We start from the raw sequence: 15,753 nt of genomic DNA on the forward strand, positions 1-15,753 counted from the left end.
GCAAGGGGACTAAAAATGGCAGCACCTGGATATACCGAAGTTGACAAGGCGGAGGACGTCAAGGTCCTCCACAGCATGGGCTACGCCCAGGAACTGGAGCGGCGCCTCAGCCGCTTTTCGAATTTCGCCGTTTCCTTCTCCATCATCTGCATCCTGTCGGGCGGCATCAATTCGCTGGCGCAGGCAACGTCGGGCGCCGGCGGCATCGGCATCGGCATCGGCTGGCTGGTCGGCTGCTTCGTCTCGTTGACGTTCGCCGTCGCCATGTCGCAGATCAGCTCGGCCTATCCGACGGCAGGCGGGCTCTATCATTGGGGCTCGATCCTGGGCAACCGCGGCACCGGCTGGGTCACGGCCTGGCTCAACCTGCTCGGCCTGATCACCGTGCTCGGCGCCATCAATGTCGGCACCTGGACATTCTTCATCGGTGCCTTCGGACCGGCGCTCGGCATCGAAGGCACGCTGACCAACCAGATGATCTTTCTGGTCATCATCACCGGCGCCCAGGCGCTCATCAACCATCTCGGCATCAAGCTGACGGCCAAGCTCACCGACTTCTCGGGCTACCTCATCTTCTTCGGCTCGATCCTGATCGCCGTGGTCTGCCTGCTCTCCGCCGAAACCTGGGATTTCAGCCGGCTGTTCACCTTCCATAACTACTCCGGCGATGCCGGAGGCGGCGTCTGGCCGTCGGTTTCGAATGCCTGGGTGTTCGCGCTCGGCCTCCTGCTGCCGATCTATACCATCACCGGTTACGACGCCTCGGCGCATACCTCCGAGGAGACCATCAAGGCGGCCAGTTCGGTGCCGCGCGCCATGGTCATGTCGGTGATCTGGTCGGCGGTCTTCGGCTATCTGTTCCTGGCCGCCTTCGTGCTGATGATCCCGAACATGGACGATGCCGCCAAGCAAGGCTGGAACGTGTTCTTCTGGGCCTTCGACCAGCGCGTCAGCCCTGGCCTCAAGGAGTTCGTCTATCTCGTCGTGTTCATCGCTCAGCTGCTGTGCGGCCTCGCCACCGTCACCTCAGCCTCGCGCATGATCTTCGCCTTCTCGCGTGACGGCGGCCTGCCGGGTTCGTCGGCACTGGCCAAGGTCAGCCCGACCTACCGCACGCCGGTGGCCGCGATCTGGACGGCATCGATCCTGTCGGTGCTGTTCGTCTGGGGTTCGACGCTGGTTTCGGTCGCCGGCACCTCGGCCTACACCATCGTGGTCTCCTGCACCGTCATCTTCCTGTTCCTGTCCTTCACCGTGCCCATCGTGCTCGGCATGCTGGCCTGGGGCACGCCCAAATGGGACAAGATGGGACCGTGGAACATGGGGCGCGGCGTGTTCATGCTGTTTGCCTTCCTATCGATCGTGTCGATGATCCTGATCTTCGTCATCGGAATCCAGCCGCCGAACGACTGGGCGCTCTACATCACCGTCGGCTTCTTCATCCTGACCGCGATCGTCTGGTTTGCCTTCGAGCGCAACCGCTTCCAGGGTCCGCCGCTCGGCGACATCATCGCGGCGCGCCAAGCGGCGATCAAGGCGGCTGAGCAGGCCGTCGGCGAAACCGGCCACTGAGGCCAGCATCTCACAGCCATGGCCGGCGCATCGCCGGCCATGGCTTCGACCCTTCGAAATCGACAAGCCCAAAATGACAAGCACTGGAGCGCCAAAGGAATGGCCGGAAATTTCTCGTTCGATCAGTTGAAGAAAGCGGTTTCCGGCGGGGAGATCGACACGGTGCTGGCCTGCATCGTCGATATGCAGGGACGGCTGGCGGGAAAACGGTTCCTGGCCCAGTACTTCGTGGATTCCGCGCATGACGAGACGCATGGCTGCAACTATCTCCTGGCCGCCGACATCGATATGGAGCCGGTGCCCGGCTACAAGGCGGCAAGCTGGTCGAAGGGCTATGGCGATTTCGTCATGAAGCCCGATCTCGCGACGCTGCGGCGCATTCCGTGGCTGGAAAAGACGGCGCTCGTGATCTGCGACGTGCTCGATCACCACACCCATGACGACCTGCCGCATTCCCCGCGCGCCATCCTGAAGAAGCAGGTCAAGCGGCTGACGGAGCGGGGCTATATCGGCTATTTCGCCTCCGAACTCGAATTCTACCTCTTCAGCGAGACCTACGATTCCGCCCGCAAGAAGCACTGGCAGGGCCTCGACACCGCCTCGCCCTATATCGGCGACTATCAGATCGGCATCACCACCAAGGAAGAAGGCGTCATGCGACGGCTTCGCAACGAAATGGAAGCGGCAGGCATCCCGATCGAGAACTCGAAGGGCGAGTGGGGGCCGGGTCAGGAAGAGATCAATGTGCGCTATGCCGAGGCCCTCGACATGGCCGATCGCCACGTCATCCTGAAGAACGGCGCTAAGGAGATCGCCGAATCCGAAGGCAAGGCGATTTCCTTCATGGCCAAGTACAATTACGGGCTCGCCGGCAATTCCAGCCACATCCACAATTCGCTCTGGAGCGCCGACGGCAAGACGCCGCTTTTCTTCGACAGACAAGCCGACTGGACGCTGTCGAGCCTCGGCCAGCAATGGGCGGCGGGCCAACTTAAATACGCCAAGGAGTTCACCTGGTTCCTGGCGCCCTACATCAATTCCTATAAGCGCTTCCAGGCCGGAACGTTCGCGCCGACCAAGATCATGTGGAGCGAAGACAATCGCACCGCCGGCTTCCGCCTGTGCGGCGAAGGCACCAAGGGCATCCGGATGGAATGCCGCATCGGCGGCGCCGACTTGAACCCCTATCTCGCCTTCGCGGCGTTGATCGCCGCCGGCCTTGCCGGCATCGACGAGAAGCTGGAGCTGCAAAAGCCCTTCGTCGGCGACGCCTATCAGGCCTCGCGCCTGCCGGAGATCCCGAAGACGCTGCGCGACGCCACCGACACGCTGGCCAAGTCCAAGATGCTGAAACAGGCGCTCGGCGAGGACGTGCTCGAACACTACGTCCACACCGCCAAATGGGAGCAGTTCGAATACGACCGCCGCATTACGGATTGGGAACTGCACAGGGGGTTCGAGCGATACTAGAAAGATAGTAAGTTACTACCCTTACCTTGATCGGAAACGCGGATTGAACTAGATTTATGTGATGACCGAAGGAACCAAATACCATCCGCTTTTCGAGCATCTTCTGTTCTCGGGCCAAGGCCATATGTCCATGAGCTTCGCGGAGATTGAGCAAGTAATAGGCGGCCGCTTGCCGCCGTCGGCGCGACAGCGGGAGGAATGGTGGGCGAACAGCCCGAACGGGCACAGCCAGGCACGCGCCTGGTTGCGCGCAAACTATCGGGCGTCCCATGTCGACCTTGCGAACGAACGCGTGGATTTTAAACTGGAGGGATGGCCCGAGGGCTATCGAAAGCCGAACATGGCTACCATGGACAAGACTCCTCCGGGAATGGCGGAGCCAGCGCAGGCTAGGTACGAACTTCCACGGGAAAATATCGACCATCCGCTTTTCGGCATATGGACAGGCAAGGTTACGCTTTGCCCAGGGCATGATTACACTAGGCCGGCTTTTGAGCCTGATGTGCAGCCGTGACGCATAGGTTGCTGCTCGACACGTGCGCGATCATATGGATAGCGCTGAACGAGCCGATCAGGCCGGAAGCCAAGACTGCGATCAATACCGCCGCGGCTGTTGACGAGAAGATCCGGGTTTCCCCCATTTCGGCCTGGGAATTGGGCCTGCTGAGCGCCAAGGGCCGGTTGGCGGCAGCAAAGTCGCCAACAAGCATTTTTGGGGAAGTGATCGCCACGCCAGGCATCAAGGTGGAGGCTCTTTCGCCGGGCTTGTTGATTGAATCGTCCTTCTTGCCCGGATCGCTTCACGGCGATCCGGCAGATAGAATATTGATCGCGACGGCACGGGCGTTCGATCTGACGCTCGTGACGCGCGATCAGTCGATACTGGATTATGCGAGAGCGGGGCATGTTCGCGCCCTTGCCTGCTGACGCTTTGCCTTTCGATATGGAGACATCTTCTTGGAAATCGTGAAACTCAAATCCCCTATCGATGGTTCGGTCTATGCCGAGCGTCCGATCGCCACCGACCAGGCGGTCAATGCCGCTGTCGAGCGCGCCAAGGCAGCGCAGGAGAAGTGGGCGCAGACTCCGATCGCCGAGCGCGGCAAGTACATGCTGGCGATGCTCGAGGCGTTGGTTGCCATGACCGACGAGATCGTGCCGGAGATCGCCTGGCAGATGGGGCGTCCGGTGCGCTATGGCGGCGAGTTCGGCGGCGTCAAGGAACGCACCAGCCATATGGTCGAAATCGCCGAGGCGGCGCTGAAATCCGTGCCGGCCTCCAATCCGAAGGACGGGTTCCGCCGCTATGTGAAGAAGGATCCGCTCGGCGTGGTCATGGTGATCGCGCCGTGGAACTATCCTTACCTCACCGCGGTCAACACGATCGTGCCGGCGCTGATGGCCGGCAACACCGTCATCCTCAAACACGCCGCGCAGACTCTGCTTGTCGGCGAGCGTTTCCAACAGGCTTTCGACAAAGCCGGCCTGCCCAAGGGCGTGTTCCAGAACATCGTGCTGAACCATGTCCAGACAGAAAAATTGCTTGGCGCGGGCAAGATCGACCACGTCAATTTCACCGGCTCGGTCGCCGGCGGCCGCGCCATCGAAAAGGCGGCGGCGGGCACCTTCATGACGCTCGGGTTGGAGCTTGGCGGCAAGGATCCTGCCTATGTGCTGCCCGACGCCAAGATTGACCATGCAGTCGCCAATCTGGTCGATGGCGCCTTCTACAATTCCGGCCAGTGCTGCTGCGGCATCGAGCGCGTCTATGTGCATGAGAAGGTCTATGACGAATTCGTCGCAGGCTTCATCGCCGAGACGAAACACTATGTCGTCGGCAACCCGCTCGAACAGGCGACGACGATGGGACCGATGGCGCAGGCTCGTTTCGCCGACCTGATCCGCGAGCAAAAGGCCGAGGCGCTGCGCAAGGGCGCCAAGGCGCACATCAACATGAAGGTGGCTCAGGACAAGGCCGGCTCGCCCTATCTGGCGCCGGAGGTGCTGACCGGCGTCGACCACCAGATGAGCGTCATGCGCGAGGAAAGTTTTGGCCCGATCGTCGGCATCATGAAGGTGCGCAACGACGAGGAGGCGATCGCGCTGATGAACGACAGCCCCTACGGCCTGACCGCCTCGATCTGGACGCGCGACACCGAGCATGCGGTGGCGATCGGCGACCGCGTCGAGACCGGTACCGTGTTCATGAACCGCTGCGACTACCTCGACCCGGCGCTGGTTTGGACCGGCGTCAAGGACACCGGCAAGGGGGCCGGCTTGTCAGCCATCGGCTACGACAACCTCACCCGGCCGAAATCCTTCCACCTGCGCGAAGCCATCTGATTTTTGAAAGACAAACATGTCCAAGCTGATCTCCAAATGGAACTACCCCACCACCGTCCGCTTCGGCGCGGGGCGCATCAAGGAATTGCCCGAGGTGCTCGCCGCCACCGGCATCAAGCGGCCGCTCTTCGTCACCGATCCGGGGCTGGCGAAACTGCCGGTCGTCGCTTCGACGCTGAAAATCCTCGATGACGCAAAAGTGCCCTACGGCGTTTTCTCCGAAGTGAAGCCGAATCCGGTCGATTCCAATCTCACCGCCGGCATCGCGGTGTTCAAGAAGGGCAAGCATGACGGCGTCATTGCCTTCGGCGGCGGCTCGGCGCTCGACCTTGGCAAGCTGATCGCCTTCCAGGCGGGACAGACGCGGCCGGTCTGGGATTTCGAGGACATCGGCGACTGGTGGACACGCGCCAACTCGGACGCGATCGCGCCGATCATAGCGGTGCCGACCACCGCCGGCACCGGCTCCGAAGTCGGCCGCGCCGGCGTCATCACCAATGAGGCGACCCACACCAAGAAGGTCATCTTCCATCCGAAGCTGCTGCCGGCGATCGTCATTGCCGATCCGGAACTGTCGGTCGGCATGCCGGGCTTCATCACCGCCGGCACCGGCATGGACGCGCTGGCCCATTGCCTCGAGGCTTATTGCGCGCCGGGCTACCATCCGATGGCCGACGGCATCGCCGTGGAAGGCATCAGGCTTGTTTTCGAGAACCTGCCAAAGGCCTATGCCAACGGCAGGGATCTGGTCGCCCGTGCCAACATGATGAGCGCCGCGGCGATGGGCGCGGCAGCCTTCCAGAAGGGGCTGGGGGCGATCCATTCGCTGTCGCATCCCATCGGGGCGCTCTACGACACCCATCACGGCATGACCAATGCGGTTTTCATGCCCTATGTGCTCGCCTTCAATCGCGAGGCGATCGAGGACCGCATCGCGCGGCTCGCCGCCTATTGCGGCATAAGAGGCGGCTTCGACGGCTTCGCCAAGGCTGTCATCAAGCTTCGCAAGGAATTGAAGGTGCCGCATGCGCTGCCAGGCCTGATCAAGGGGCTCGACATGGACAAGAAGCGCAAGGCCTTGATCGCCGATATGGCGGTGGTCGATCCGACAGCCGGCGGCAACCCGGTCAAGCTGACCAAGAAAGCAGCGCTGACGCTGCTCGAAAATGCAATCGCCGGGACGGTGTGATACCGCTTTCAGGGTAAAGTTGATCTGGAAAATCAGGGGCAACCAAGGGGAAAGGGGTGAAGTGCAAGGCAAAAGTAATTAGCCGGAAAATTAAGTGGTGGCTAATTGCTACAGTCGATTAAAAGGAGTTAACTTTCGTGCTGCCAGCGGTGGGGTTTCATAAAGCTTTCATCTGGCTGTCACACGAAAACGATACCGCATCGCAGGCGTCCAACGGCGTCAGTTCAACGGAGAGAACACATGTTCAAATTCACGGGGAAAGTGCTTTCCCTTTCGGCCGCGGCGCTGTTTGCGTCGACGGTGATTTCGTCCGCGGCTCCGCTGGACGATCTCGTCAAGGCCGCGAAGGCGGAAGGCCAGCTTACCACCATCGCGCTGCCGCATGACTGGTGCGGTTACGGCGACGTCATCGCCGGGTTCAAGGCGAAATATCCGGAAATCACCATCAACGAGCTCAATCCCGACGCCGGTTCGGGCGACGAGGTCGAGGCGATCAAGGCCAACAAGGACAATAAGGGCCCGCAGGCGCCCGACGTCATCGACGTCGGCCTGTCCTTCGGCCCGACCGCCAAGGCCGACGGCCTGCTGATGCCCTACAAGGTGTCGACCTGGGACTCGATCCCCGACAGCGCCAAGGATGCCGACGGCGCCTGGTACGGTGATTACTACGGCGTTCTGGCGATGATGGTGAACAAGGATCTGGTCAAGGAATCGCCGAAGGACTGGGCCGATCTGCTGAAGCCGGAATTCGCCAATTCGGTGGCTCTCGCCGGTGATCCGCGCGCTTCGAACCAGGCCATCCAGGCGGTCTATGCCGCTGGTCTTTCGAGTGGAGCCGCGGCTGGCGAAGCCGCGGGCACCGCCGGCCTCGACTTCTTCAAGAAGCTCAATGCCGCCGGCAACTTCGTACCGGTCATCGGCAAGCCGGCGACACTCGCCCAGGGTCAGACCCCGATTCTGATCAACTGGGACTACAACGCGCTCGCCGGCCGCGACACGCTGAAGGGCAACCCGCCGGTCGACGTCGTCGTGCCGAAGACCGGCGTCGTCGCCGGCGTCTACGTGCAGGCGATCAGCGCCTATGCGCCGCATCCGAACGCAGCCAAGCTCTGGATGGAATACCTCTATTCAGACGAAGGCCAGATCGGCTGGCTCAAGGGCTATTGCCACCCGATCCGCTTCAACGATCTCGCCAAGAACGGCAAGATCCCGGCGGACGTGCTGGCCAAGCTGCCGCCGGCGGAAGCCTATGCTTCGGCGGTGTTCCCGACGCTGGACGAGCAGGGCAAGGCCAAGGAAGCCGTCACCAAGAACTGGGACTCCGTTGTCGGTGCCAACGTCAAGTAACAGTTGAAATCCACCGGGCGGCTTCGCGGCCGCCCGGTTCCCCCTCGAAGACGGTAGCCGGCGCATGACCGATCTCTCGCTTTCCAATCACGATGCCGCAGGCAAGACTGCGCCGCCCGCGGAGGCACGCGCATTGCGATTGCCGACGCAATGGCTCGGCGTCGCACCGTTCTTCATCTTCGCCATCATGTTCCTGATTTTGCCCACGCTCTATCTGATGCTGGGCGCGTTCCAGAATGATGCCGGCGAATTCACGCTCGAAAACATCGTCGCTCTGGCGCAGCCGTCGATCGTTGCCGCTTACTGGATATCGATCAAGGTTAGCCTGGCCTCGGCGCTGATCGGTGCTTTCGCGGGCCTGGCCATCGCCATCGCCATCGTGCGCGGCGGGCTGCCGGACTGGATACGCTCGGCGACCCTGACCTTTTCCGGCGTTGCCTCCAATTTCGCCGGCGTGCCGCTGGCCTTCGCCTTCCTCGCCACGCTCGGCCGGCTCGGTCTTGCCACGGTGATCCTGAACACCGTGTTCGGCCTCAACATCTATGCCCACGGCTTCAATATCCTGTCCTTCTGGGGCCTGACGCTGACCTATGTCTATTTCCAGATCCCGCTGATGGTGGTCATCATCACGCCGGCGATCGATGGCTTGAAGAAGGAATGGGGTGAAGCTGCCGCCACGCTTGGCGCGACCACCGCGCAATATTGGCGCATCGTGGTCATCCCGGTGATCTGGCCGAGTTTTCTCGGCACCGTGATCCTGCTTTTCGCCAACGCCTTCGGGGCGATCGCCACCGCCTATGCGCTGACCGGCTCGTCGCTTAACATCGTGCCGATCCTGCTCTACGCGCAAATCCGCGGCGACGTGCTGCACAATGCCCATCTCGGCTACGCGATCGCCTTCGGCATGATCGTCATCACCGGCCTGGCCAATGTCTTCTACATCTGGTTCCGGACCCGTTCCGAGAGGTGGCTGAAATGAAGTCGGGCAAATTCTGGGCCTGGGTGGTCTTCATCCTCGGCGCGGCCTATTTCTTCATCCCGCTGATCGCGACGGTGGAATTTTCCATGCGCATGCGGCGCGGCGCCTATTCCTTCGACGCCTACCGGATCGTGCTCGGCGACGCGCGTTTCCAGGCGACCTTCCTGTATTCGGTGGTCGCCGCCATCTTCACCATCATTCTGGGTGTGCTGATCGTGGTGCCGGCGGCCTACTGGATCCGATTGCGGCTGCCGCAGCTCAGGCCGATCGTCGAGTTCATCACGCTTTTGCCGTTGGTCATTCCGGCCATCGTCATCGTCTTCGGCTATATCAGGATGTACGGCTCGAATTCACCCTTGCCGTTCCTCGGGTCCGATATGGGAACCAATGCCTTGCTGGTCATCGGCTATGCGACCTTGGCGCTGCCCTATATGTATCGTGCCGTCGATACGGGGCTCCGAACCATCGACGTGCGGACGTTGACGGAAGCGGCCCAGATCCTCGGAGCCGGCTGGGGCACGATCATCACCCGCGTCATCCTTCCCAATGTGCTGATTGCGGTGTTGTCCGGCGCCTTCCTGACATTCGCCATCGTCATCGGCGAGTTTACGATGGCGAGCTTGCTGAACCGGCCGGCTTTCGGCCCGTATCTGCAGAATGTCGGGGCCAACCGCGCCTATGAGCCGGCGGCCCTTGCCATCATCGCCTTCGTCATCACCTGGGGCTGCATGTCGCTGATCCAGATCCTGTCGCGCTTCGCGCCGAAATCGGCTAATCGTCCGAACTGACCCGAAAGAAAAAGCCATGGCCGAGCCATTCCTCTCCATCCAGCATGTGCGAAAATCCTTCGGCGCCACCACTGTTGTCGAGGATTTCAATCTCGACGTCGAACCGGGCGAGTTCGTCTCATTCCTCGGCCCGTCAGGCTGCGGCAAGACGACGGTGCTGCGCATGGTCGCCGGCTTCGAGGAGCCGTCGGCCGGCAAGATCGTCGTCGGCAGCAAGGACATCACCAGGCTGAAGCCGAACCAGCGCAATGTCGGCATGGTGTTCCAGGCCTATGCACTGTTCCCGAACCTGACCGTGGCGCAGAACATCGGCTTCGGACTGAAAGTCGCCGGCATGTCCAGGGCTGATATCGATGCCCGTGTCGCCGAAATGCTGGGCATCATCAAGCTGCCGCAGATGGCCGACCGCTATCCTTATCAGCTCTCGGGCGGCCAGCAGCAGCGTATCGCGCTGGCCCGCGCCATCGCACCGAAGCCGAAGCTCTTGCTGCTCGACGAGCCGCTGTCGGCGCTTGATGCCAAGGTGCGCGTCTCGCTGCGCGAGGAAATCCGCTCGATCCAGAAGAAGCTCGGCATCACCACCATCTTCGTCACCCATGACCAGGAAGAGGCGCTGTCGATCTCCGACCGCATCGCGGTGATGTATGGCGGCAAGGCCGAGCAGGTCGGCACGCCGTTCGAGATCTACAACCGGCCGGCAACCAAGTTCGTCGCCAATTTCGTCGGCACGCTGAATGTGCTGGAAGGCACCGTCACCGACGCGGCGTCGGGCAAGGTCCGTGTCAACACCGAGGAAGTCTCGCTCAAGGGCAGGCTCAACGGCTCGAAGTCCGGCGATACGCTGTCATTGGCGCTGCGGCCGGAAGCCATTTCGCTCGGCCGCCAGCCCGGCCGCGATTCAAGCCTGTCCGGCGAGATTTCCGAAGTGCACTTTCTCGGCTCGGTGATCCGGGTCCGGGTCGGCATCGGCGGCAACACCGTTTCGCTCGACACGTTCAACAGTTCGACGACGCCACCGCCGGCCGTCGGTGAGAAGGCGGAGATTTCCTTCTCGTCGGGCGACCTGCTGGTGCTGCACTGACGCGGCCGAAGCGCCTGCCGATCCGGCCACCGGTCCAGTTGCCGGACGATGCACTCCTATTGGACAATCAACAGCATCCTGCCGCTTTGCCACTGCCAAGAGCTCCGCTTCGCCGCTACGATGAGCCATGGCGCTATTTGAGTTCACCCTTGTCCTCCTGCTGATCGCCGTTGCGCTGACGGCGCTGTCGCGGCGCCTGCAGGTTCCTTACCCCGCCTTGCTGGCGCTGGCGGGCGCCGGCCTTGGCTTCCTGCCCGGCGCGCCGACGATCGAGATCGATCCGGAACTGGCGCTTGCGCTGTTCATTGCGCCGGTGCTGCTCGACGCGGCCTACGACACATCGCTGCGCGATCTTAACCGCTACAGGCTGCCGCTTGTGCTGCTGGCGCTTGGCGCGGTCGTTTTCACGACCGCCGTCGTGGCACTGGTCGGCTGGAAAATGGCCGGCCTGCCGATCGCTGCCGCCATAGCCCTTGGCGCCATCGTGGCGCCGCCGGACGCGGTTGCCGCGAGCGCCGTGCTCGGGCAGTTCAAGGTGCCGCACCGCATCACGGCCATCCTTCAGGGCGAAAGCCTGCTCAATGACGCCACCGCGCTTTTGATCTATCGCATCGCGATCACCGCCGCCGCCGGTCCCGTTCTTTTGGGCAGCGCCGTTCCGATGGTCCTGCTGTCGACCATCGGCAGCCTGGCCGCGGGCTATCTTCTCGGCCGCCTATCCCAGGCGATGCTTGGACGTATCGAAGATGCGGCGAGCGGCACCGTCGTGCAGTTCGCCGGGACGTTCGGCGTCTGGATCCTGGCTGACAGGCTGGGGCTCTCGGCCATCATCACCATCGTCGTCTATGCCATGACCATCGCGCGCACCGCACCGCGGCGCATGTCGGCCAGAAAGCGCGTCAGCTCCTATTCCGTCTGGGAGACGGCGGTGTTCGTGCTTAACGTGCTGGCTTTCGTGCTGATGGGCCTGCAGGCGCGGCTGATCGTCGGTCGCCTGGCCGAGCAGGGACAGTCCGAGGCATTCCTGTTTGCAGGGACGATCCTGGCGGTCGTCATCGTTTCCCGCCTTGCCTGGGTGCTGGGCTGCGGCGCCGTGATCCGATGGCTTGCCCGCTTCGGCAATGCGGAGCAGCGGCAAGAGGTGCCGTCGTTTCGCGGCGGGGTGCTGATCGGCTGGTGCGGCATGCGCGGCCTGGTGACGCTGGCGGCTGCCTTCGCATTGCCGGCGGACTTCCCCGGCCGCGATCCGATCGTGCTCACCGCCTTTTGCGTGGTGCTGGGCACGCTTGTCCTGCAAGGCATGAGCCTGAAGCCGTTGCTGCGCCTGCTTCGTCTCGAACCGGATGAGACCATAGACCGCGAGGTCGCGCAGGCCCGTGTCGCCATCATGCAGGCGGCCCTCGACATTTTGAGCGGCAAGACCTCGACCGCGGCGGCGGCGGTGCGCGAGCAGTATGCCGCACAGCGCAAGGTCGCCAAGAACCCCGACGACGCCCAGGCAGCAACCGAGTACGACCGGCTGCGGCTCTATGCCATCAAGCGCCAGCGCGACGCGCTGGAAGAACTTCGCCGCAACGGGACGATCGGTGACGAGGCCTATCACCGGCTGGAGGAAGAAATCGACTGGTCGGAGCTGGCGGCTTCCCCGGCGGGACGGTTCCAGCCGCTGACGACCTAGGCGAGGCGAGGGGCTTTTGCGTCGTGGCCCAGCCGGACCGCCGCGGCGGTCCATTGCAAGGTCGCCGTCGAAACGGTACTGCCGTCACCAAACTGAGCCGGATAAGCAATGAAGCTGGTCAGCTACAATATCCAATACGGGTTCGGCAGCGACGGCCTCTACGATCCGGCGCGCGCCGCGCGCATTGTTGCCGGCGCCGATATCATCGCCTTGCAGGAGGTCGAGCGGCACTGGCAGCGCAGCAATTTCGACGACCAGCCAGAGCTGCTTTCGCGGCTGCTGCCGGACTATCACTGGGTCTACGGCCCGGCCTTCGACATGGACGCCAGCGAACAGCGCGACGGCCGCATCGTCAACCGGCGCCGGCAGTTCGGCACCATGGTGCTGTCGAAGCTGCCGATCGTCTGGTCGCGGCTGCATGCGCTGCCGATGCGCCGCACACTGCGGCCGCTCAACACCCGCAACGCGGCGCTCGAATGCATGATCCGCACGCCGGCGGGTCCGGTGCGGGTGCTTTCATTGCATCTCGCCCATGTCGCGGCTGAAGAACGGCTCGAGCAGATCGACTATCTGCTTGCCGAGCATCGCCGGGCGCCCTCCGATGGGGGGCCGTGGAGCGGCGCCGACGACGAGCCGGCGCGCAATTGGAGCAATGGCGAGCCAGAGCCGGAGAACCCGCTGGCGGCGATCTGGATGGGCGATTTCAACATGGAGCCGGGCAGCGCCGAATACCGCCGCATCGTCGGCGGCACGCCCTATCATCGCGGTGCCGCCTATCTGGATGGGTTCGTCGATGCCGCTGCCGTGGCGATTGAACCGGCGGATGACTTCCACACGCATGAGAAGATCATCGACGGCAGGTTGGCAAAGCGCCGGCTCGATCATTGCTTCGTCGGCGGCCTGTTTGCCGGTCGTGTGCGCTCCGTCAGCTCGGACATTGGCGAAGTGGCTTCCGATCATTTTCCGGTCAGGATCGACATCGATCTCGAAACGCCCGCCGGCCCCGGAGGCGGATGAGGCCCAAATGACGCTTTTCGTCTTCTTCGCGGTGCTTGCCGCGGCCGCGATGCACGCGATCTGGAATGCGCTGGTCAAGGTCCATCTCGACCGCTTCCTGTCGATCACCCTGATGACGCTTGGCATGGGATTTGCCGCGCTTTTCGCACTTCCCTTCGTCGAGGTGCCGAGGGCGGAGGTCTGGCTCTATATCATTGCCTCCGTCGTCTTCCACATGGGCTACCGGACCTTCCTGATCGGCGCTTACCAGGCCGGTGACTTCGCTCAGACCTATCCTCTGGCGCGCGGCACCGCGCCCTTGCTGGCGGCGCTTGGCGGTATGTTCGTGGTCGCCGAAGTGCCGGCGCCGCTCGCCATTCTGGGTATCCTTTTATTGTCGGCCGGCACGCTGGTGATGTCGTTTCGCGGCGGCGCGCATCTGGAACGATTGAACCTGCGCGCGGTCGGCTTTGCGCTGGGGACCTCGATCTTCATCGCCAGCTACACACTGTCCGACGGCAGCGGGGCGCGGCTGGCGGCCACGGCGCAGAGCTATGCCGCCTGGCTGTTCGTGTGCGATGCGCTTGGAGCGCTGGTGCTGTGCCTGATCTTCCGTGGCCCGCGGGCCTTGCCGGTGCTGGCGCGCGACTGGAAAGCGGGGCTGTTCACCGGCGTGCTCAGCGGCGCTGCCTACTGGATCGTCATGTGGGCTATGACCAAGGCGCCGATCGCCTCGGTGGCATCGCTGCGCGAGACCTCCATCCTGTTCGCCATGGTGATCTCGGTGTTCGCGCTCGGCGAGAAGATGACAGGCTGGCGCGGCGCCGCCGCGCTCAGCATCGTCGCCGGCGTCGTGGCGCTCAGACTCGGCTGACGTCGTGGTCCAGCACGGTCATCACCTGGCCGCGCCGTTCCGGACTGAAGCGGATGACGATGATGATGCAGACGGCGACCACGCCGGCGAACAGCGCCAACGCGTAGCCATAGCTGCCTCCGGGAGCCTCGGCTATGCCCGCCTGATAGGGACCGCCATAGGAGGCCGCGAGATTGCCGGCCTGGTAGATGAAGCCGGGCAGGGTCGCGCGCACCGCGCCGGGCGAGAGCTCGTTGAGGTGCACCGGAATGACGCCCCAGGCGCCCTGGACCGCGACCTGCATGACGAAGGCGCCGATGGCCAGCATGAAGGGCGTCGAGCTGTAGGCCCATAGCGGGATGGACGGCAAGGCAATCAGGCAGGCGAGCGTGATCGCATTGACGCGGCCGATCTTCTCGGACAGCGCCCCGAACGCCAGACCGCCGACGATGGCGCCGATGTTGGCGACGATGGTGATCCAGCTCACCGTGTGCGGGTCGAAACCATGCTGCTTCTTCAGGAATGTCGGGTAGAGATCCTGCGTGCCGTGGCTGAAGAAGTTGAAGAACATCATCAGCACGACCGCATAGAGGGCGACGCCCCAGTGCTTTTGCAGTGTCTCCAGCATGCCGGGCCTCGCGGTCTTCCGCGCCTCGACGAAGGCCGGCGATTCCGGAACATGCGAGCGGATGAAAAGGACGATCAGGGCCGGGATGAAACTGAGCAGGAACATGGCGCGCCAGCCGATCGTGTAGCCGCCGATCGTCTGGTGATAGAGCAGGCCATAGACGACCGCCGCCAGGAGGTAGCCGGCCGGATAGCCGCATTGCAGGATGCCCGAGACCATGCCGCGGGCGCTGGGCGGGATGGATTCCATGGCAAGCGAGGAGCCAAGTCCCCATTCGCCGCCCATGGCGATGCCGAACAGTGCGCGCAGCGCCAGGAATATGCCGAGATTGGGCGAGAAGGCGGCCAAAGCGCCGATCACGGAATAGCTGACGATGTTGAGCATCAGGATGGGCTTGCGCCCGAATTTGTCTGCCAACGTGCCGAAGAAGAACGCGCCAATGAAGCGCGTCGCAAGGGTCAGGAAAAGCGCCTTTGACACCGCCGGGAGGTCGGTCTGGAATTCAGACGCAATGTCGGTGAGCAGGAATGTCAGAAGGAAGAAATCGAAAGCGTCGAGCGTCCAGCCCAGGAATGAGGCAAGGACGGTTTTCTTCTGCTGCGAATTGAGCTTCAAGGCGTTCCTCCTGATGTCGAGGAACGTTATCGCGTCGAGGCGAACAATCGTCAGTCACTTTTCAGAGAACTTGGTCACGTTTGCGTAGGGGGTCACCGAGTCCACAGCCGCATTCATTGGACGCCCGCCGGCCGAAGCCGACGGGCTATCAGCCCAGCAGGTGGTTCCAACTGACGCGAGGCACCTGGAGGCCAAGGTTGCGAGTCGAGACATC

Annotated in this window: 14 protein-coding genes; 13 read left to right on the top strand and 1 reads right to left on the bottom strand. The window is 62.9% G+C overall.

Annotated elements, in window-relative coordinates; translation table 11 throughout:
• Nucleotides 1-15: 15 nt before the first annotated feature.
• The 13 genes from FJ979_RS27005 (at nucleotide 16) to FJ979_RS27065 (ending at nucleotide 14,317) form a co-directional block, all read left to right on the top strand.
• Nucleotides 16-1,572 (top strand): amino acid permease, encoded by a 1,557-nt coding sequence (locus FJ979_RS27005; protein WP_140584313.1) that lies wholly within the window; start codon nucleotides 16-18, stop codon nucleotides 1,570-1,572.
• Between the two features lie 99 nt (nucleotides 1,573-1,671).
• Nucleotides 1,672-3,042: a glutamine synthetase family protein gene (locus FJ979_RS27010; RefSeq protein WP_140496308.1), complete on the top strand. Its 1,371-nt coding sequence runs from the start codon at nucleotides 1,672-1,674 to the stop codon at nucleotides 3,040-3,042.
• 61 nt (nucleotides 3,043-3,103) lie between these two features.
• The gene (locus FJ979_RS27015) at nucleotides 3,104-3,556 is read left to right on the top strand and encodes a hypothetical protein (RefSeq protein ID WP_140584314.1); all 453 of its coding nucleotides are present in this window, start codon (nucleotides 3,104-3,106) and stop codon (nucleotides 3,554-3,556) included.
• An 8-nt stretch (nucleotides 3,557-3,564) separates the two neighbouring features.
• The gene (locus tag FJ979_RS27020) at nucleotides 3,565-3,969 is read left to right on the top strand and encodes a type II toxin-antitoxin system VapC family toxin (RefSeq protein WP_224518925.1); all 405 of its coding nucleotides are present in this window, start codon (nucleotides 3,565-3,567) and stop codon (nucleotides 3,967-3,969) included.
• Between the two features lie 30 nt (nucleotides 3,970-3,999).
• Nucleotides 4,000-5,385 carry an aldehyde dehydrogenase family protein gene (locus tag FJ979_RS27025; protein ID WP_140584315.1) on the top strand — a complete coding sequence of 462 codons (1,386 nt, stop codon included), beginning with the start codon at nucleotides 4,000-4,002 and terminating at the stop codon, nucleotides 5,383-5,385.
• Between the two features lie 16 nt (nucleotides 5,386-5,401).
• The gene (locus FJ979_RS27030; RefSeq protein WP_140496304.1) at nucleotides 5,402-6,574 is read left to right on the top strand and encodes an iron-containing alcohol dehydrogenase; all 1,173 of its coding nucleotides are present in this window, start codon (nucleotides 5,402-5,404) and stop codon (nucleotides 6,572-6,574) included.
• Nucleotides 6,575-6,814: 240 nt separating this feature from the next.
• Nucleotides 6,815-7,921: an ABC transporter substrate-binding protein gene (locus tag FJ979_RS27035; protein WP_140522419.1), complete on the top strand. Its 1,107-nt coding sequence runs from the start codon at nucleotides 6,815-6,817 to the stop codon at nucleotides 7,919-7,921.
• 64 nt (nucleotides 7,922-7,985) lie between these two features.
• The gene (locus FJ979_RS27040) at nucleotides 7,986-8,900 is read left to right on the top strand and encodes an ABC transporter permease subunit (RefSeq protein ID WP_140496302.1); all 915 of its coding nucleotides are present in this window, start codon (nucleotides 7,986-7,988) and stop codon (nucleotides 8,898-8,900) included.
• On the top strand, nucleotides 8,897-9,688 hold the full coding sequence (locus tag FJ979_RS27045) for an ABC transporter permease (protein WP_140496301.1): 792 nt from the start codon (nucleotides 8,897-8,899) through the stop codon (nucleotides 9,686-9,688). The genes FJ979_RS27040 and FJ979_RS27045 overlap by 4 nt, the downstream gene beginning before the upstream one ends.
• 16 nt (nucleotides 9,689-9,704) lie before the next feature.
• A complete protein-coding gene (locus FJ979_RS27050) occupies nucleotides 9,705-10,769 on the top strand; it encodes an ABC transporter ATP-binding protein (protein WP_140496300.1) in 1,065 nt (354 codons plus the stop codon).
• 127 nt (nucleotides 10,770-10,896) lie between these two features.
• On the top strand, nucleotides 10,897-12,447 hold the full coding sequence (locus FJ979_RS27055; RefSeq protein ID WP_140584316.1) for a sodium:proton antiporter: 1,551 nt from the start codon (nucleotides 10,897-10,899) through the stop codon (nucleotides 12,445-12,447).
• A gap of 108 nt (nucleotides 12,448-12,555) precedes the next feature.
• Nucleotides 12,556-13,464, top strand: coding sequence for an endonuclease/exonuclease/phosphatase family protein (locus FJ979_RS27060; RefSeq protein WP_140556537.1), 909 nt, complete (start codon nucleotides 12,556-12,558; stop codon nucleotides 13,462-13,464).
• Nucleotides 13,465-13,471: 7 nt separating this feature from the next.
• Nucleotides 13,472-14,317 carry an EamA family transporter gene (locus FJ979_RS27065; protein WP_140496297.1) on the top strand — a complete coding sequence of 282 codons (846 nt, stop codon included), beginning with the start codon at nucleotides 13,472-13,474 and terminating at the stop codon, nucleotides 14,315-14,317.
• On the opposite strand, the gene FJ979_RS27070 is transcribed toward FJ979_RS27065, so the two are convergent.
• Nucleotides 14,304-15,539 (bottom strand): MFS transporter, encoded by a 1,236-nt coding sequence (locus FJ979_RS27070; RefSeq protein ID WP_140496296.1) that lies wholly within the window; start codon nucleotides 15,537-15,539, stop codon nucleotides 14,304-14,306. The genes FJ979_RS27065 and FJ979_RS27070 overlap by 14 nt on opposite strands.
• Between the last annotated feature and the right edge of the window lie 214 nt (nucleotides 15,540-15,753).

The organism is Mesorhizobium sp. B1-1-6 (genome assembly GCF_006443035.1).
Taxonomy (GTDB): Bacteria; Pseudomonadota; Alphaproteobacteria; order Rhizobiales; family Rhizobiaceae; genus Mesorhizobium.